At 42.1% G+C, this 19627-nt stretch carries 16 protein-coding genes; 8 read left to right on the forward strand and 8 right to left on the reverse strand.

From position 1 onward, the window contains the following. The first annotated feature begins 99 nt into the window (after positions 1-99). From AB5754_RS03600 to xerC, 3 genes are all read left to right on the forward strand, one after another. Positions 100-945 carry a Rep protein gene (locus AB5754_RS03600; protein ID WP_368251056.1) on the forward strand — a complete coding sequence of 282 codons (846 nt, stop codon included), beginning with the start codon at positions 100-102 and terminating at the stop codon, positions 943-945. Between the two features lie 39 nt (positions 946-984). After that, positions 985-1260, forward strand: a complete 276-nt coding sequence (locus AB5754_RS03605) for an AlpA family transcriptional regulator (RefSeq protein WP_002340127.1) — start codon at positions 985-987, stop codon at positions 1258-1260. A 65-nt stretch (positions 1261-1325) separates the two neighbouring features. Continuing rightward, positions 1326-2621, forward strand: a complete 1296-nt coding sequence (gene xerC, locus AB5754_RS03610) for a site-specific integrase (protein ID WP_311900722.1) — start codon at positions 1326-1328, stop codon at positions 2619-2621. A gap of 22 nt (positions 2622-2643) precedes the next feature. On the opposite strand, the gene rpsI is transcribed toward xerC, so the two are convergent. Further along, positions 2644-3036, reverse strand: a complete 393-nt coding sequence (gene rpsI / locus AB5754_RS03615; protein WP_311834179.1) for a 30S ribosomal protein S9 — start codon at positions 3034-3036, stop codon at positions 2644-2646. A gap of 15 nt (positions 3037-3051) precedes the next feature. Next, a complete protein-coding gene (gene rplM / locus AB5754_RS03620) occupies positions 3052-3498 on the reverse strand; it encodes a 50S ribosomal protein L13 (protein ID WP_302373343.1) in 447 nt (148 codons plus the stop codon). Positions 3499-3878: 380 nt separating this feature from the next. Between rplM and AB5754_RS03625 the strand changes: the two genes are divergently transcribed. Together AB5754_RS03625 and argH are read left to right on the forward strand one after the other, a co-directional pair. Continuing rightward, the gene (locus AB5754_RS03625; protein ID WP_368251055.1) at positions 3879-5093 is read left to right on the forward strand and encodes an argininosuccinate synthase; all 1215 of its coding nucleotides are present in this window, start codon (positions 3879-3881) and stop codon (positions 5091-5093) included. Positions 5094-5242: 149 nt separating this feature from the next. Then, positions 5243-6619, forward strand: coding sequence for an argininosuccinate lyase (argH, locus tag AB5754_RS03630; protein WP_311834177.1), 1377 nt, complete (start codon positions 5243-5245; stop codon positions 6617-6619). 91 nt (positions 6620-6710) lie between these two features. On the opposite strand, the gene AB5754_RS03635 is transcribed toward argH, so the two are convergent. Further along, positions 6711-7178, reverse strand: a complete 468-nt coding sequence (locus AB5754_RS03635) for a DNA starvation/stationary phase protection protein (RefSeq protein WP_311834176.1) — start codon at positions 7176-7178, stop codon at positions 6711-6713. A gap of 270 nt (positions 7179-7448) precedes the next feature. Here AB5754_RS03635 and AB5754_RS03640 point away from each other — a divergent pair, with 270 nt between their 5' ends. After that, positions 7449-8126: an A24 family peptidase gene (locus AB5754_RS03640; RefSeq protein ID WP_368251053.1), complete on the forward strand. Its 678-nt coding sequence runs from the start codon at positions 7449-7451 to the stop codon at positions 8124-8126. Positions 8127-8195: 69 nt separating this feature from the next. Here AB5754_RS03640 and gap read toward each other — a convergent pair whose 3' ends face one another. The 3 genes from gap to rpoB form a co-directional block, all read right to left on the reverse strand. Continuing rightward, positions 8196-9206: a type I glyceraldehyde-3-phosphate dehydrogenase gene (gene gap, locus AB5754_RS03645; RefSeq protein ID WP_311834174.1), complete on the reverse strand. Its 1011-nt coding sequence runs from the start codon at positions 9204-9206 to the stop codon at positions 8196-8198. 258 nt (positions 9207-9464) lie between these two features. Beyond that, the gene (rpoC, locus tag AB5754_RS03650; RefSeq protein ID WP_311834173.1) at positions 9465-13115 is read right to left on the reverse strand and encodes a DNA-directed RNA polymerase subunit beta'; all 3651 of its coding nucleotides are present in this window, start codon (positions 13113-13115) and stop codon (positions 9465-9467) included. A 78-nt stretch (positions 13116-13193) separates the two neighbouring features. Then, the gene (rpoB, locus tag AB5754_RS03655; protein WP_311834172.1) at positions 13194-16829 is read right to left on the reverse strand and encodes a DNA-directed RNA polymerase subunit beta; all 3636 of its coding nucleotides are present in this window, start codon (positions 16827-16829) and stop codon (positions 13194-13196) included. On the opposite strand from rpoB, the gene AB5754_RS03660 reads away from it, so the two are divergent. Then, a complete protein-coding gene (locus AB5754_RS03660) occupies positions 16808-17305 on the forward strand; it encodes a hypothetical protein (RefSeq protein ID WP_311834171.1) in 498 nt (165 codons plus the stop codon). The genes rpoB and AB5754_RS03660 overlap by 22 nt on opposite strands. Here AB5754_RS03660 and AB5754_RS03665 read toward each other — a convergent pair. Then, the gene (locus AB5754_RS03665; RefSeq protein WP_311834170.1) at positions 17288-17503 is read right to left on the reverse strand and encodes a zinc ribbon domain-containing protein; all 216 of its coding nucleotides are present in this window, start codon (positions 17501-17503) and stop codon (positions 17288-17290) included. The genes AB5754_RS03660 and AB5754_RS03665 overlap by 18 nt on opposite strands. A 135-nt stretch (positions 17504-17638) precedes the next feature. Here AB5754_RS03665 and AB5754_RS03670 point away from each other — a divergent pair, with 135 nt between their 5' ends. Beyond that, positions 17639-18598, forward strand: a complete 960-nt coding sequence (locus AB5754_RS03670; protein ID WP_368251050.1) for a biotin--[acetyl-CoA-carboxylase] ligase — start codon at positions 17639-17641, stop codon at positions 18596-18598. An 86-nt stretch (positions 18599-18684) separates the two neighbouring features. On the opposite strand, the gene menA is transcribed toward AB5754_RS03670, so the two are convergent. Continuing rightward, positions 18685-19627, reverse strand: a 943-nt coding sequence (gene menA, locus AB5754_RS03675) for a 1,4-dihydroxy-2-naphthoate polyprenyltransferase (RefSeq protein ID WP_368259465.1), incomplete at its 5' end; no start/stop codon positions are given.

Raw genomic sequence — 19627 nt, forward strand, 5'->3', positions numbered from 1 at the left:
TGCTTTGCAGGACTTCCCCTTAACTTGATTTATAGAACAACATCTAGAGAAAATAAACGGCTCATTGACAATTGAATAAACAACAAGGAGTGATGATTTTTGAAGGCTTATAATCAGAAAATCATTGAAACTCCCACGTACCTTGAAATTTATGATTATGAAGCAATCATTACTCCGAAACAAAAAGCAGACAAAGATGAAACCAATCCAAAACGAAAGAAAGAATTAGCTTGGCTTTATGAAGAAGAAAACACCATCACTGATAAGAGAAAAAACTATGATGAATTATCTGCTCAAGGACAATACGACAGCTTAAAACGAAAACAAAAACACTATCAAAATATGCGATTTGAAATTGCTCGACTCGTAGATATGAACTTTGACAATCAGACAAAATTTTTAACCCTCACTTTCAGAGAAAACATTCAAGATATTGCCTATGCGAATAATGAATTTAATAAATTTATCAAACGACTAAACTACGAACTCTATCACACAAAAAAATCTAAGCTAAAATACCTTGCCACGTGGGAAAAACAAGAACGAGGCGCCATCCATTATCACATTATCCTGTTTGACTTTCCTTTTATCTCCTTCAATCGCCTTACAACCATCTGGGGACATGGATTTGTCAAAATCAACAAGATTGATGTGGATAGTATCGAAAATCGTGGACGCTATATCAGTAAATATTTTGATAAGGACTTAGATATGAAAGAGCATAAGAAAAAAGCGTTCTTCAAATCTCAGAATCTCAAAATACCTAGTGTCACAAAACAACTCGTGGACCAACCTTTTGATACCACAAATCAAGACGTGCTTTATACCAATGAGTATCTTGTAAGACGTCCAATATTTTACAGTGCTGTTAATGAAGATGGGAATCCAGAACAAGTGATGGATTTTCAAGAAAGCATTGTTCGTTATACCAAGATAAAAAAATAATTCATTATTCCCTACACAAAATTCAAAGGAAGTGAGAATATGACCGAAATGAAAATTTTACTCAGTGATGACCAGATGGGCATCATTTCTACTCAACTATCTGATTTAATCACAACTGAAATCGAAAAAATTAAGACACAGGAAAACCTGCAACACCGCTATATGAATAAGAAGCAGACTTGTAACTATCTACAAGTTTCCAATAATACGTTAGATGGCTGGATTAAAGAGGGCTTACCCCTTATTCAAATCCACGGTTCTAATAGATTTGACCGTATCGCCATTGATCAATGGCTAGCAAGCCTAGCAAAATAATTCCGACATCGTTATACTCCATATATAGTATTTGATTTCGGCTCGCAAACTCGGAGGGAAATACTATGGCAATTAGCAAAACAGAAAATGAGACTTACCGTTTACGGCTTTACTATCCACAAGATATCCAAGAGATGATAGGCGTAAACAAACTTTATTCTAAAACTTTCAAAACTAGAAAGGAGGCAAAAGCAGCAGAAATTGATTTTTATGCCAAGATTAAAGAGCTACGGGAAAACAAAGAAAAGAACGCTTTTGAATTAGGTGGCGAAGCACTGTTCAAAGATTTCTATGCAGATATCTGGATTGATGCTTATACAGCTGGCTTAACTTCTCGAAACACGAAGTCTCCTACTCCTGTCACAATCACGAATACAAAAGATATTTTTCGACTTCACATCTTACCAATGTTCGGAAAATACACGTTGAACTATCTGAATCAAAACAAAGCCTTTGTTCTAAAAATCATGACTCAAAAGGCTGCCGAATACGCAAACTTCAAAATACTACGTAGCTACGTTAATTCTATTTTCGATTGGGCAGAAGAGCTTGAATACATTGAACGGAATAAACTAGAAAAATCGCTTAAACGAATCAATGCTACTAAGAAAAACCAATTACAAGAAGCTAAGAAAGAAGAAGATTTATACCTTTCCTTTGAACAACTTCAAGAATGGCTAACTGCCGTCCAAAGTGATTACGAAAGTGGACAACTGACTTTACAAGACTATGTATTATTTCTAACTACCTTCTTTTTATCTGATCGAAAATCAGAAACTTACGCTATCAAATGGAAGAACGTGAATTTCACTACCTCCCAGATTACGATTGGAAAAGCCTTGGATAAATTTGGCAATGAAAAAAGCACAAAAGGGAATAAAACGACAATCTTCCATATTCCAAATGAGCTAAAGCAATTACTTCAACAGTGGAAAGTCCAACAAAAAGAAGAACTAGCTCAATTTGAATTCGAACAAACCGAAGAACAGCTACTCTTTACCTTCTTTGATGATAAAGGGAATATCAATCAAAGGCTTCATACAGATTATTTGAACTACCGTATGAAGTCCATTGAGCGACGACATAAACACCTTACCCATGCGACTCCACACAAGTTACGGCATACTGGGGCAACTTTAGCCAAACAAGCTGGTGTGGCTCTGGAACAAATTTCTGAGGCATTGACTCACAGCGATACCAACATCACACGAACTTATGTAAATACACCAAACGTGATTCAAATGCCCATTGGTGAAATTGCCTATCGTAAATTGTCTCAAAAAGAGTCAGACCGGAATGGTGTCAACAATGGTGTCAACTCAAAAAAAGACGCTTCGCAAAGTGAATTGCGAAACGCCTGAAAGTACTGATATGAAGCTGTTTTTAACGCTTAGAGAATTGAGATGCTTTACGGGCTTTTTTAAGACCTGGTTTTTTACGTTCAACCATGCGGGCATCACGAGTAAGTAAGCCAGCGCGTTTTAAAGCCAAACGGAAGTCAGGGTCTACTTGTAGCAAAGCGCGAGCGATACCATGACGGATAGCGCCAGATTGTCCAGCGTAGCCACCACCGTTAACATTTACGTTAACGTCGTATGCGCCTTTAGTTTCAGTAACTGCAAATGGTTGGTTGATTACTTCACGCAAGTCAGCGTGGGGAATGTATTCTTCAACGGATTTGTTGTTAACAGTAATTTTACCAGTTCCTGGGACCAAACGTACCCGGGCAACTGCATTTTTACGACGGCCTGTGCCGATATATTGAGCTTGTGCCAATGAAATTCCCTCCTATTAGATTAAGTTTGTGATATCCAAAACTTCTGGTTTTTGAGCTGCATGTGGATGTTCAGCGCCTGCGTAGACGTGAAGTTTCATGCCTTGAGCACGACCTAAAGTGTTTTTAGGAAGCATGCCTTTAACAGAGTTTTCGATCAGACGACGAGAATTTTTAGCACGCAATTCGCCAGCTGAGATTTGTTTCAATCCGCCAGGGAAGTTAGAGTGACGGTAGTAAATTTTGTCACTTGCTTTATTACCAGTTAATTTTACATGGTCTGCATTGATTACGATGACATTGTCACCAGTATCCACATGAGGGGTGAATGTTGGTTTGTTTTTACCGCGCAATACAGATGCTACGACTGCAGAAAGACGACCCATAGGAACATCAGTTGCATCTACGACATACCATTTACGTTCTACTTCGCCAGATTTGGCCATATATGTTGTACGCAAGATTTTTTCCTCCAATTTCAATTTCGAATGTTTGACATACACTTGAGTTTCCGGGGCTCTTCGTGGGGCAAACAATACCATTTAATATAATACCTTGTCTCACAAGCAAAGTCAACGAAATTCTTCTGCTTTTATCAGAACTAAGTGGATTTCCAGGAAGGTTTCTTTCCTGTGCTTTTAGTCTTTTTCTTCTATAAAAATTAACAATTAAATGCCGATCAGAATTTATGCAACTCAGAATGAATAAGTCCTCCATTTTGTATATTTTCAAGTTTTTTTAGATTTTTATGTATATTTATTTATTTTTCTATTGCGCAACGCATGAATATTTGCTATTATAAGCTCAGTTAATCATAAACGACTTAAAGCGAGGGTGTATAAATATGAAAGAAAAAGTAGTTTTAGCCTATTCCGGTGGTTTGGATACCTCAGTTGCGATTAAATGGTTAGTTGATGAAGGCTACGATGTGGTGGCTTGTTGTTTGGATATTGGCGAAGGTCGGGATATGCAGTTCATCAAAGACAAAGCGATCCAAGTGGGCGCTATTGAATCCTATGCTTTAGATTGCAAGGAAGAATTTGCCAATGAATATGCCTTAATCGCCTTACAAGGTAATACTTTTTATGAACAATCTTATCCTTTAGTCTCTGCTCTTTCGCGGCCCTTGATTGCAAAAAAATTAGTGGAAGTAGCCCATGCGGCGGGTGCCACCACGGTCGCTCACGGCTGTACCGGCAAAGGCAACGACCAAGTGCGGTTTGAAGTGGCCATTGCTGCTCTTGATCCCAGCTTAAAAGTGATTGCCCCAGTACGGGAATGGAAATGGTCCAGAGAAGAAGAAATTGCCTATGCCGCAGAAAAAGGTGTACCGATTCCTGCAAACTTAGACAACCCCTACTCCATTGATCAAAATATTTGGGGCCGGGCTTGTGAATGTGGCATTTTAGAAGATCCTTGGGCGGCACCACCTAAAGGAGCCTATGCGATTACTGCAGAATTAGAAGATACTCCCGACACTCCAGATATGGTGGAGATCACTTTTGATGCCGGTGTGCCGGTGGCTTTAAATGGTGACGCCATGAGTTTTTATGAAATCATCGATGAGTTAAATCTCCTCGCTGGCAAACACGGTGTCGGCCGGATTGACCATGTGGAAAATCGTTTGGTGGGAATTAAATCCCGGGAAGTCTATGAATGTCCTGGTGCTATGACGTTGATGAAAGCTCATAAAGAATTGGAAGATTTAACTTTTGTGACGGAATTAGCCCACTTCAAACCGACGATTGAAAATCAATTGGCGGATGTGATTTACAACGCATTGTGGTTCAATCCACTAACCGATGCCTTAATTGCTTTCTTAAAAGAAACCCAAAAATATGTAAATGGTGTGGTTCGGGTGAAACTCTTTAAAGGAAATGCCATTGTAGAAGGTCGGAAATCAGAAAACAGCCTTTACAATGAAAACTTGGCCACTTATACTTCGGCAGACACCTTTGACCAAGATGCTGCAGTGGGCTTTATTAAATTGTTTGGCTTGCCATCAAAAGTCCACGCCGAGGTTCAAACAAAGGTCAAAGAACAAAATTTGGTCAAATAAAACAGGAGATTTCCTGATGATGTGTACAGCGAGCCACACGTGAGGATCTTATAAATGAGGGCAGAGGCAGAGTTTTCGCTGTCACTGCTCTTTTTAATTGGTATACTAAAAGTAGCAATAGACATGAATTCAATAGATGGGGTGAGAAAATGGCAAAACTTTGGGGTGGCCGTTTTGACGGAAAAAATGAAGGGTGGATTGATGCCTTTGGTGCGTCAATTTCCTTTGATCAAAAAATGGCTCAGCAAGATATTACGGGTAGTTTGGCCCATGTGAAAATGCTGGGACATACAGGAATTATTTCTAAAGATGAAGCAACAGAAATCACCAACGGCCTCCTAGCCGTAGAAGAAAAGTTAAACCAAGGCGAACTGGAATTTACCATTGAAAATGAAGATATTCATATGAACATCGAAACTTACCTGCACAAAGAAATCGGGCCAGTAGCCGGTAAACTCCACACTGCCCGCAGTCGAAACGATCAAGTAGCCACAGATATGCACTTGTATTTAAAAGATACGTTGGCAAAGACAATCGAAAAAATCACAACTTTGCGACAAGTTTTAGTGGACCAAGCCGAAGAAAACATCCACACGGTGATGCCCGGTTATACCCACTTGCAACACGCTCAACCCATTAGCTTTGGCCACCATTTAATGGCCTATTACCAAATGTTCACCCGAGACCAAGCCCGTTTTACGGAAAACTTGGCGCGCACAGATGTATCTCCATTAGGTGCCGCTGCCTTAGCGGGGACGACTTTTCCCATTGATCGGGAATTTTCCGCAAAAGAACTGGGCTTTGCTGCCGTTTATACCAACAGTATGGATGCGGTGAGCGATCGGGATTTTATTTTAGAGTTTTTAAGTAATGCGGCGATTTTAATGATGCACTTGTCCCGCTTTTGTGAAGAGTTAATTCTTTGGTGCAGCCATGAATTTCAATTTGTGGAACTCACAGACACGTTTTCCACCGGCAGTTCCATTATGCCTCAAAAGAAAAATCCCGATATGGCTGAATTAATTCGGGGCAAAACCGGCCGGGTCTATGGCAATCTCTTTGGCTTGTTAACGGTGATGAAAGGTCTGCCTTTAGCTTACAACAAAGACTTTCAAGAAGATAAAGAAGGCATGTTTGATTCAGCGGAAACGATTTTGCACAGTCTGGAAATCATGGCCGGCATGATCCACACGATGAAAGTAAACGTAGCCCACATGAAAGAGTCCACGGAAAAAGACTTTTCCAATGCGACAGAACTAGCAGATTATCTGGCTTCTAAAGGAATCCCTTTTCGAGAGGCCCATGAAATCGTCGGCAAATTGGTAATTGAAGGAATTCAAAAAGGCCGCTACCTTCAAGACATCCCCTTAGAAGAATACCAAGCCATCACACCACTTATCGAAAGTGATATTTACGAAAAACTGGATTCCGTCAATGCCGTAAAAAACCGGCACTCATTAGGAGGCACCGGATTTGATCAAGTAGCTTGGCAGATTGAACAAGCGAAAAAACAATTGGCCGATTAATTTTCATTAAGAATCTTTTCTATTCAAAAGATATACACCACGGAAAAAACGCCCTGTCTGACATCTGCCAGACAGGGCGTTTGATTGATTTTTATTTGTCGATTTCTGGTGCTTTGCCAAGATGAGCTTGAATCATCCACACCCGTTTTTCAATGGCACCTTTAAATTCAATGAACATATCTTCTGTTACATTGTCTTCTTCTTCGCCAGCAGCGTCGATTCCTTTTTGATATAAATCAATCAAATAACGGTAATCTTCTACCAATGTAGCCAAGCGTTCTTCCATGCTGCGGTCCCAACGGCCAACTTCATCTTTAATCTTAGTGTTTTCAGCCATTTCTTTTAATGTAGAATAAGGGGAGCCGTCCAATGTAATCAAACGTTCTGAAACTTCATCTAATTGATCATTGATATCATCCATAAAAGTATCCATCATTGGATGTAAAGTTAAGAATCCAGGTCCTCGCATGTACCAATGAGTTTGGTGAATCACCATGGACATTTGGCTTAAGTCAGCCACTGCTTGGTTCAAAATTTCTTTTGTTTTTGCATATTTCATTCTGATATTCCTCCTCTATTTGGCTTACATATTTATGGTAGTACGAAAGCGGTAAAAAGTACAATAATGTGCACTTTCTCACGATAAAAAAAACAGAGGATAAAAAGCGGCACGCCATTTCATCGCTTTTTTAGTTATCCGTAATTCGGTACATTTTAACTAACCGAACTAGATTTTCTGATAGCTATTTTATTTCTGATGTAGAAAAACACCTTTTTACTATCACTTTCCTACTAGACTGCGTACTTTTTTGCATAAGGAGGGATGATCATGGCTATTTTGCGGTTTATTATCGGCGCCTGCCTCGGTTCTTTTTTCTGTCTCGTAGCCCAGCGTATCCCCCAAGGTCAGTCGATCCTGCGCCCGCGATCACACTGTCCTATTTGCAAGACTTTTCTTTCTTGGCATGAATTGATTCCCCTCCTCTCATTTCTTTGGCAAAAGAGGCGGTGTCGCCATTGTCAAAATGAACTCGGCTTTAGTTATTTCACAGCTGAACTCTGCTGCGGAATGTTATTTTTAACTTATCCTAGTCTACCTAACCTTCACGGCTTCTTATGGTTACTGTTAAGTTTTGTCTTAGCTTTAGTGGATTGGTACTACTTTATTTTAGAGCCGAAACTCTTCTATTTTGGCACAGTCTTGCTATCTGGTATTTATCTCTATCAAAAAGGATTCATCTATTGGGAAACCAGTCTTTATTGTCTTATAATCAGCCTTTTTTGTTGGCTTTTTCTAAAAGAAGCTTTAGGTCTAGGGGATTTGCTTCTGCTGCTAGCCTGGAGCTTTTGGCTACCGCTCCGCCAGTTTGCTGCTCTTTTAATGATAGCTTGCCTAAGTGGTTTATTCGCCTTTTTACTGATAGCTCTTTTAAAACCACGCCAAAAAGAACTCCCTTTTATCCCTTTTCTTACTCTAGGATTGTGGGTGATTTTATTGTTAAATTAACTTCCATAAATCCAAAAAGCGCAGCTCCCGCAAGAGTTGCGCTTTTTTGAACTTTCATAAGGATGTGGCTTATAAGTTAGCAAATTTTTCCAATAGACGGATCATTTGGCAAGTAAAGCCGTATTCATTGTCGTACCAAGCTACCGTTTTTACCAATTGGTAATCGCCAGCTGTAGTCACTTCGGTTTGCGTTGGGTCAAAAATAGAACCTTCTGTTGTCCCAATTACATCCCCAGAAACAATTTCCCGGTCGTCATAGCCAAAGGATGGGTTATCCACGGTATGTTTTTTAATTGCTTCGTTGACTTCATCAGCAGTAACTTTAGTTTTCAAAATAGAAACCAATTCAGTCAATGAACCATCCACTACTGGTACCCGTTGTGCATGGCCTTGCAATTTACCATTCAATTCAGGAATAACCAAGCCAATTGCTTTAGCGGCCCCGGTGGAATGAGGAATAGTGTTATCCGCAGCCGAACGCGCAGCCCGTAAGTTGCCACCTTTAACTGGGCCATCTAATAACATTTGAGTTGAAGTATAAGCATGAACAGTTGTCATGGTTCCCACTTCAATGCCAAATTCGTTATTTAAGAAATAGGCCATTGGTGCTAAACAGTTGGTCGTACAAGAACCAGCGGAAATAATCTTGTCATTAGCATCCAAAGTGTCGTCATTTACATTATAAACGATAGTCTTCATTGCCCCAGCTGGTGCCGAAATTACCACTCGTTTAACCCCAGCATCTAAGTGAGCTTGGGCTTTTTCTTCAGAAGTGTAAAAACCAGTACATTCCAAAACGATGTCCACACCGTTTTCTTTCACCCAAGGAATCTTACGGGCATCAGGTTCGGCATAAACCCGAGTCACTTCTCCGTCTACTACGATGGAATCTTCCGTGGCAGTTACTTTACCCGGATAAGTGCCGTGAGTAGAGTCAAATTGCAACAATTGAGCCAACATAGTAGGGCTTGTTAAATCATTGATTGCTACCACTTCAATGTCGTCAGAAACCTCTTGAATACGACGGAATGCCAAACGACCAATCCGTCCAAAACCGTTGATACCTACTTTTACTGTCATAAAAATTGACCTCCTTTAAAGTATGGAACCATTACATTCACTATTTTGCGTTCGAATGCCGGGAAAGTCAAAAGATACGTTTTGTGAAGAAATGTACAGAAGAATAGCCCACGTATTGTTTTTTTACCTTCACCAAGAAATCGAAATATTGTGCAAAAACAGAGGGGGTTTGTTCAATTCCCTTCTCGGTGTCAACGAATCAAAGCCAAACACAAAAAAGCCCGCCCCCCATAAAAGGAGCGAGCTTTTCAAATTGAATTAGTTTTGTTCATTCAATGCGTCTTCTGCTGCCATTTGTGCTTCAATGTCGGAGATGCTGTAGACATTTTCACTAGCCACAGTGACTTCTTTTGGTTCCATATTGCGGTAATGAGCCATCCCAGTACCAGCTGGAATGATCTTCCCGATAATAACATTTTCCTTCAAACCAAGGAGTGGATCTTTCTTGCCGCGAATTGCTGCATCGGTCAAGACCCGAGTGGTTTCTTGGAAGGAAGCTGCAGATAGGAAGCTGTTGGTTTCTAGGGAAGCTTTGGTAATCCCTAAAAGCACTGGGCGTGAAGTAGCTGGTACGCCCCCAGCAACCAACGTATCGTAATTGCGTTCTTTAAAGTCGGCAATATCCAATAAAGTACCTGGTAAGATTTCGGAATCACCTGGATCCATAACCCGTACTTTACGCAACATTTGGCGAACCATTACTTCGATATGCTTGTCGCCGATTTCTACCCCTTGCATCCGGTAAACCCGTTGCACTTCACGGAGCAAGTAGTTTTCAACAGACAGCACGTCCCGAACTTGTAGCAATTGTTTCGGATCGATTGAACCTTCAGTAAGTGGAGCACCACGATGGATGTAATCCCCTTCTGCCACTTTCATACGAGCTGTAAATGGCACTGTATAAGTCCGTGTATCGGTTTTCCCTTTAATCGTAACTTCTTTACTACGAGTAGCCGCATCTTCAGAGATATCGATGACTTCACCAGTAACTTCGGTGATAACCGCTTGCCCTTTCGGATTACGAGCTTCAAAAATTTCTTGGACACGAGGAAGCCCTTGGGTAATATCATCCCCGGCAACCCCTCCGGTATGGAAGGTACGCATGGTCAACTGAGTCCCTGGTTCACCGATGGATTGGGCAGCGATGGTACCAACTGCTTCTCCCACTTCCACTTCGTTACCAGTTGCCAAATTGCGACCGTAACAATGTTTACATACACCGTGTTTGGTGTTACATGTGAAGACGGAACGAATGGAAACTGTTTCGATACCAGCAGTGATGATTTGTTTAGCCAAATCTTCGGTGATTAATTGATCTTTCCCGATAATCACAGCGCCAGTTTCTGGATGGACAACGGATTTATGAGTATAACGACCCACTAACCGTTCTTCCAGTGATTCAATATTTTCGTTACCTTCTTTAATAGCAGAGATTTCCAAGCCACGGTCAGTGCCGCAGTCTTCTTCCCGGATGATAACATCTTGAGCCACGTCAACCAAACGACGGGTTAAGTAACCAGAATCGGCAGTCTTCAAGGCGGTATCGGTCATCCCTTTACGCGCCCCGTGGGTAGAGATAAACATTTCCAAGACAGACAAACCTTCACGGAAGTTTGAGATGATCGGCAATTCCATGATACGGCCATTTGGTGCGGCCATCAAACCACGCATCCCAGCCAACTGAGTAAAGTTGGAAATATTACCCCGGGCACCGGAATCGGACATCATGAAGATTGGGTTTTTCGCATCTAAGGATTCCATCAGTTTTTGTTGGATTTCGTCTTTAGCAGCGTTCCAGACAGCAATTACTCGTTCATACCGTTCATCATCTGTGATTAAACCACGACGGAATTGTTTCGTAATGGTTTCCACTTGTTTATGGGCATTTTCGATGATGTCATGTTTTTCATTAAGAACCATGATATCGGCAATCCCCACAGTAATCCCGGCATGGGTGGAGTGTTTATAACCTAAGTCTTTCATTCGGTCAAGCATCATGGAAGTTTCGGTTACCCGGAAACGTTTGAAGACTTCCGCAATGATATTTCCTAGGTTTTTCTTCTTGAATGGTCCCACTAGTTCTTGTTCTTTAATGAAAGCTGGAATATCAGTGCCGGCTTCCACAAAGTACTTATCTGGTGTTTGGACGGTCAAGTTAAAGTCAGTTGGTTCGTTTAAGTAAGGGAATTCTTGCGGCATAATGGAGTTAAAGATGACTTTCCCTACTGTCGTAACCATTAATTTAGAGCGTTGTTCTTCAGTAAATGGTTTGTCCCCTAATTTCTTAGGATCAACGGCAATCCGTGAATGTAAATGAACGTAGCCATTGCGCCATGCAGTGACTGCTTCGTCCATATCTCGGAAAAGCATGCCTTCCCCTTCACGGCCATCTTCTTCCATGGTCAAGTAGTAGTTCCCCAAGACCATATCTTGAGATGGGGTAACAACTGGTTTTCCATCTTTAGGGTTCAAGATGTTTTGCGCTGCTAGCATTAGCATCCGTGCTTCAGCTTGGGCTTCTTCATTTAATGGAACGTGAACCGCCATTTGGTCCCCATCGAAATCGGCATTGTAGGCTTCACAAACCAATGGGTGCAAACGGATTGCCCGGCCTTCAACTAAGACTGGTTCAAAGGCTTGAATCCCTAAACGGTGAAGAGTAGGTGCCCGGTTAAGTAAAACAGGGTGTTCACGAATGACATCTTCTAAGACATCCCAAACTTCATCTTCCATCCGTTCAATTTTGCGTTTGGCGTTCTTAATGTTAGAAGCCAATTCCCGTTGAACTAACTCTTTCATGACGAAAGGTTTGAAGAGTTCAATGGCCATTTCTTTTGGTAGACCACATTGGTACATCTTCAAGAAAGGACCGACAACGATAACGGAACGACCAGAGTAGTCAACCCGTTTACCGAGTAAGTTTTGACGGAAACGCCCTTGTTTCCCTTTCAGCATATGAGAAAGAGATTTCAATGGACGGTTACCTGGTCCAGTTACAGGACGGCCCCGACGACCATTGTCGATTAAAGCATCCACGGCTTCTTGAAGCATCCGTTTTTCATTTTGAACGATGATATTTGGTGCATTCAAGTCCAAAAGACGTTTCAAACGGTTGTTCCGGTTGATTACCCGACGATACAAATCGTTTAAGTCACTAGTTGCAAAACGGCCACCTTCTAATTGAACCATTGGGCGCAAATCTGGAGGAATGACTGGAATGACATCCATCACCATCCAGCCAGGTTCGTTGCCAGATTTACGGAAGGCATCCATAATGTCCAAACGACGGATTGCCCGAGTCCGTTTTTGACCGGAAGCGGTTTTCAATTCTTCTTTTAATTCGGCAACTTCAGCTTCTAAGTCCACGTTGTCTAACAATTGTTTAATTGCTTCGGCACCCATGGCAGCATTAAAGCCATTGCCATACTGTTCCCGTTTTTCCCGGTATTCCCGTTCCGTTAACAGTTGTTTTTTCTCTAAACTAGTATCCCCTGGTTCAATTACCACGTAAGAAGCAAAGTAAATTACTTCTTCCAAGGCCCGAGGACTCATATCTAAAACAAGGCCCATACGAGATGGGATTCCTTTAAAATACCAAATGTGAGAAACTGGTGCAGCCAATTCAATATGGCCCATCCGTTCCCGACGAACTTTTGAGCGGGTTACTTCTACGCCACAACGGTCGCAGACGATCCCTTTATAACGAATCCGTTTATACTTTCCACAGGCACATTCCCAGTCTTTGGTAGGGCCGAAAATACGCTCGTCAAACAAGCCTTCACGTTCTGGCTTTAATGTTCGATAGTTAATGGTCTCCGGTTTTTTAACTTCCCCGTAAGACCAGCTTCTGATTTTTTCGGGAGAAGCCAGACCTATTTGCATACTTTCGAATTTATTTACATCGATCAAAAGGGGTTCCCTCCATTTCATTTCTTGGTCAGATTAAGGATAACCTAGGCAAGGGTCGCCCCTTGCCGTGGGCTATTTTTAATCTACAACGCCGTCCGTATCAGTCCGATCTTCTACTGCTTGGATGGCATCCAATACTTGCTCTTTTTCTGCTTGCACTTGTTCTTTTGCTTGTTGTTCCAAATCTTGGGCAGATTGACGTTGTTGAGCGAATTTTTCAAGAGCGTCGATGGTGATCAAATCATCATCATCATCCATATCCCGCAATTCGATCTCTTCATCTTCAATATCCAAGACCCGCATATCCAAGCCTAGAGATTGCAATTCTTTCACCAATACCCGGAAGGATTCTGGTACACCTGGTTTTGGAATTGGTTCCCCTTTGACGATGGCTTCGTAAGTTTTCACACGACCAACCACGTCATCGGACTTGTAAGTTAAGATTTCTTGTAAGGTATATGCAGCACCGTAAGCTTCCAGTGCCCAAACTTCCATTTCCCCAAAACGTTGTCCACCAAATTGAGCTTTACCACCCAATGGTTGTTGGGTAACTAAGGAGTAAGGTCCAATTGAACGAGCATGGAGTTTGTCATCAACCATGTGGGCCAATTTAATCATGTACATAACCCCAACAGAGATACGACCATCAAATGGTTCTCCGGTACGGCCATCATACAAAATAGTTTTGGCATCAGAGGCCATGCCGGCTTCTTTCACCGTTGCCCAAACATCTTCATCGTTGGCACCATCAAAGACTGGTGTGGCAACGTGGATGCCTAATTGACGAGCAGCCATCCCTAGATGGAGTTCCAGTACTTGTCCGATGTTCATCCGTGATGGTACCCCTAATGGATTCAACATGATATCCACTGGTGTGCCATCTGGCAAGTAAGGCATGTCTTCTTCCGGCATAATCCGGGAAACAACCCCTTTATTACCGTGACGACCGGCCATTTTATCCCCTTCATGGATTTTACGTTTTTGCACGATATAAACTCGTACTAACATATTTACGCCAGGAGACAATTCATCTCCAGCTTCACGAGTAAAGATCTTCACGTCATGGACGATCCCGCCACCGCCGTGAGGAACTCGTAGTGAAGTATCCCGAACTTCCCGGGCTTTTTCACCAAAGATAGCATGTAACAACCGTTCTTCAGCAGAAAGTTCCGTTACCCCTTTTGGTGTTACTTTACCGACTAAAAGATCGCCATCTTTGACTTCAGCACCAATGCGGATAATCCCCATTTCGTCTAAGTCTTTCAAAGCATCTTCCCCGACGTTCGGAATTTCACGAGTGATTTCTTCAGGTCCTAATTTTGTATCTCGAGCTTCTGATTCATATTCTTCAATATGGACAGACGTGTACACATCATCTTTTACCAAACGACGGCTCATGATGATGGCATCTTCATAGTTGTACCCTTCCCAAGTCATGAAGGCAACCAAGACGTTTTGACCTAATGCCAATTCCCCTTGTTCCATAGAAGGTCCATCGGCCAAAGTATCTCCTTTGTCGACTTTTTCCCCTAAAGTAACCAATGGGCGTTGGTTGTAGCTAGTACCTGAGTTGGAACGGCGGAATTTCGTTACAGCATAAACATCCAAAGCACCGTCTTCTCGACGCACCCGAACTTCAGCGGCATCTACGTATTCCACTACCCCAGCATTTTTACAAAGCAAAGCAGCCCCTGAGTCATGGGCAGATTTAAATTCCATACCAGTCCCAACCCATGGTGCTTTCGGGTTGATCAACGGTACTGCTTGCCGCTGCATGTTAGCACCCATCAAGGCCCGGTTGGAGTCATCGTTTTCCAAGAATGGGATACAAGCTGTGGCTACGGCAACTACTTGCTTAGGCGAAACATCCATGTAGTCAATCTTATCTACGGAAACTTCGATATTTTCAGAAGTTGCCCGCGCCATTACCAATGGTTCAGCAAAAGAGCCATCTTCGTTCAATGGGCTATTTGCTTGGGCCACCACGTAATGGTCTTCGATATCGGCAGTTAAGTAATCAATCTTATCGGTAACCCGACCAGTAGACCGGTCTACTCGGCGATATGGCGTTTCGATAAAACCATATTTATTCACTTTCGCATAAGAGGCCAATGAGTTGATCAAACCGATATTCGGACCTTCTGGGGTTTCAATTGGACACATCCGACCATAGTGGGAATAGTGAACGTCCCGGACTTCATAACCGGCACGGTCCCGCGTCAAACCACCAGGCCCTAAGGCAGATAGACGACGTTTGTGGGTTAATTCCCCTAGTGGATTGGTTTGGTCCATGAACTGAGACAACTGAGAAGAACCAAAGAATTCTTTGATACTTGCTACTACAGGACGAATATTAATCAATTGTTGTGGTGTTAGTGTTTCTGTATCTTGAATGGACATCCGTTCCCGAACGACCCGTTCCATCCGAGCTAAGCCGATACGGAATTGGTTTTGCAATAATTCCCCAACGGAACGAATCCGGCGGTTCCCTAAGTGGTCGATATCATCCACATTGCCGATGCCTTCCATTAAGTTCAAGAAGTAACTCATAGAAGCGATGATGTCAGCTGGACGCACCGTTTTCACAGAAGAATCAGGATAGCCATTGCCGATCACATTGATTTCCCGTTCTGGATCCATTGGTGAGAAGACTTTAATCACTTGGACCGTCATTGGTTCGGTAACTACACCATCTTCAGAAGGATAGTAGGTTACAGAGTTCAAGCCGTTTTCCAAGTATTCTCCTAAGGTGTCCATGGTTTGGTGATTTAAGACGGTTCCTTTTTCAACTAAAATTTCTCCAGTTTCAGGATCAACTAATGTTTCAGCTAAGGTTAAGTTCAACAAACGAGTTTTTAAGTCTAATTTTTTGTTGACTTTGTAACGACCCACGTTTGCCAAGTCATAGCGTTTTGGATCAAAGAAACGCGCATTTAACAAGTTACGAGAGCTGTCAGCGGTTTTTGGTTCACCGGGACGCAAGCGTTCGTAAACGTCTTTCAAGCCTTCTTCAACCCGAGAGTCGCTCGCGTTTTTGTGCAAGTCTTTTTCAATGGTGTTGCGCAATGATTCACTTTCCCCGAAGATTTCGAAGATCGTATCATCAGAACCAAAACCTAATGCCCGGACTAAAACAGTCAAAGGAATTTTCCGAGTGCGGTCAATCCGTACATAAGAAATGTCTTTGGCGTCGGTTTCCATTTCCAACCAAGCACCACGGTTCGGGATTACAGTGGAGCCGAAGCCCTCTTTCCCGTTTTTGTCCACTTTTCCATGGAAATAAACCCCTGGAGAGCGCACCAACTGGGATACGATAACCCGTTCAGCACCGTTGATGATGAAGGTTCCTTGTTCCGTCATCAATGGGAAATCCCCAAAGAAGACTTCTTGAGCTTTGATTTCCCCAGTTTCCCGGTTAGTCAAGCGCAAAGTAACGTGTAATGGTGCGGAATAGTTGGCATCATGTGCCCGCGCTTCCGATACCGTATACTTCGGTTCTTTTAGTTCATAGTCCACGAATTCCAAAGATAAGTTGCCATTAAAGTCATCGATTGGCAAAATGTCTTCAAACATTTCCCGCAAGCCTTCATCTAAAAACCATTGGTAAGAGTCTGTTTGAATCTCAATCAAATTCGGTAATTCCAATACTTCACTGATACGTGCGAAACTTCTACGTTCGCGATGTTTGCCGTATGCTACTACGTGTCCAGCCAAGCTCTTCACCCCTCAAAATTTCTTTCAAAAAGGCTATCCGAGTTTCGTTACAAAACCGTTACAAAGATTATTTTTTTGTAACAAAAAGCATTTTTTGCGGCTTTTGGGCACAAAAAAAACCAAAAGTGAGTAAGAAAAAACTTATGCTTACTACTTTTGTTTCCTATGCTAGAGCCGGAACGGACAATAGATCGTTCCTGCTTCTTTGTGTCAATCAGATAGTTTTTGCCTCTAAATTATATAGACTCTCCTCTGTTTTGTCAATGAAATCAACGAATCATTTTCATGAAAAGCCGGTTTTATTAAGGCTTTCTTTACCTTTTGTCACTGCTGTTTTTGAAAAAATGAAATCGGACACCACTGACTTTGATAAATACTTGATTTTCAAATTTCTCTTTGTACACAAAAAGACTAGCCTAAAAAGGCTAGCCTTTAATACAGCAGATGTCATTTTACAATTAGCTGCCACCCATTAAGAAGTCTAAGACGTTCATGCCGGTGGAAGTTTGCGCGCGATACAATTCGGTAAAGCCGCATTGCGTACAAGAAATGGTGATGAATTTTTTGTTTTGCACATCGAAAACTTTCGCTAAATTGCCTCCGGTAGTTTGGATTCGATCTTCAGTGTAGTGAGTATTGCCACATTTATCGCAAACATATTGTCGTTTTTCCATGGTAAATCCCCCTTTTTTGCTTATCATACCAGGAATATTTTACCATAGCCTCCGTCTTAAGAATGAAATAATGCCTTGGCAAAAACTTTCTGCTAGACTAGACTAGAAAAGAGATTACCCAAGAGAGGAAAAACTATGTCCACAAAAGAAAAACTACTCGCTTTAGTCAAGGCTACTTCGGGAATTTATTCCGGGGAAAAACTAGCTCAAGAATTACAAGTTTCCCGCACCGCCGTTTGGAAGGCCATCCGAGAATTGGAAAAAGCCGGCTATCGTTTTGAACATACCGCTAATGGCTATCGTTACTTGCCTTCTGATGTTTTGGAAGCTAGTGAAATTCTCTCAGGCTTACCAGAAAATCTCGCTGTCGAAATCACGGAAAGTTCTGAGTCTACCATGAAAGATGCCAAGTTAGCCTTTGCCGCTGGTGCCTCCGCTCCACGACTTTTCATCACCGAAACCCAGCAAGGAGGCCACGGGCGTTTTGGACGACCTTTCTTTTCACCAAAAGGACAAGGCATTTACATGACTTTGCTTTTGGCGCCAAATCAAAGTTTTGACGAACTGCCCCAATACACCTTGCTGGCTGCCGTGGCAGTTTGTCGAGCAATTGAAGAGCTAACCGGTGAAGACTGTCAGATAAAATGGGTCAACGATATTTATTTACATGGTAAAAAACTAGTGGGCATTTTATCTGAAGCTACCAGTGACTTTGAGTCCGGCACCATCGCTTCTGTGAGCATCGGCATGGGGATTAATTTTTCCATCCCCCAAGCAGACTTTCCCAAAGAGCTGCAAGCAAAAGCCACATCGCTATTTGCCCATAAGACACCGACGATTACCCGCAATCAGTTAATACAAAAAGTTTGGCAGCATTTCTTTGCCCTGGTGGAAAATTTGCCTAATATGGATTACTTGGAAGAATACCGGAAACGCTCTTTTGTTTTAGGCAAAAAGGTCAGTTTCACCTTGCAAAAGCAACACTATCAAGGTGTAGCCACCGCCATCACCGATGAAGGTCAATTGGTGGTGCAGACCGATACAGGGCTGATTACCTTAAATTCTGGGGAAATCAGTTTGGAAAGCATCCAATAAATAAAAAAGGCAAGAACTCGCACAACCCAGCCTAGTAAAAATGCAGGACTTACAGAGGAAAAAACCTCATGAAAGTCCTGCATTTTTTAACGAAAGTATTGCCAAACCAGTGTGGCTACCAAGCCTAACGCATAACTGCTATTAAAGCGCACCATGTTTTTTAATGAATAAACAAAACTGTGAGGCGCCGGTAGTTCCGCTTTGTGAGCGGCAAGATTTTGTCGCAGTTTAGGCAACGTGAGAAACACCAACAAAATGGGCCACTCAAAAACCCCTAGTAACAAACCGAGTAAAATCGCGCCGTAACTGCCGTAGACTAAACCAGAAAAGAGCTTCAGGCCAGTATCCCGTCCAATATAGTACACCAATGTATAGCGATGGTTTTCAATATCTGTCTCTAAATCCCGTAGATTATTGGCCAGCATAATATTGGCAATCATAAAAACTAAGGGCAGTGAAGCCAAAACTAAAGCTGCTACTTGCCAAAAGTTTCCTTCTAACACAAAACGCCCACTGGCAAAATGCAAGTCCAAAAAGAACGCTTTTTGATCATAAGTGTTTAAATAAACCACCATGACAAAAATTCCCAAACCCATCGTAAAACCACTGAAAACTTCACCCAGTGGCATGCGGGACAAAGGAATAGGCCCTGCTGTATAAAAAACACCAATAAAACAGCAGACCAAGCCCATGACCAAAAGCAACCACCCCGTGCGAAAACTCAAGTACAACCCTATCCCCGCAGTAAAAAGAATCATCCCTACAATCAGCCCCTGCACGAAATTCACGGAAAGTTGGTCTTTGCCGATGACGTTTTCTTCGTGTTTATAGGCTGCGGAGTGGGCTTTTTGATAATCCATGTAATTGTTAATCGCCGTGGTGGTCATGTCAAAAATAATCATCCCCACAAAAAACAGCAACGTCTCTTGCCAATGAAACTGCCCAAAATAAGTCAATGAAAACAAACTACCAATCACAAAGGGAAAGAGGCTAGCAATCTTCGTCTTAATCTCCACTAAGTCAAAAAAC

This window comes from Enterococcus sp. 2201sp1_2201st1_C11_2201SCRN_220225 (genome assembly GCF_040925905.1).
GTDB lineage: Bacteria > Bacillota > Bacilli > Lactobacillales > Enterococcaceae > Enterococcus_C > Enterococcus_C asini_A.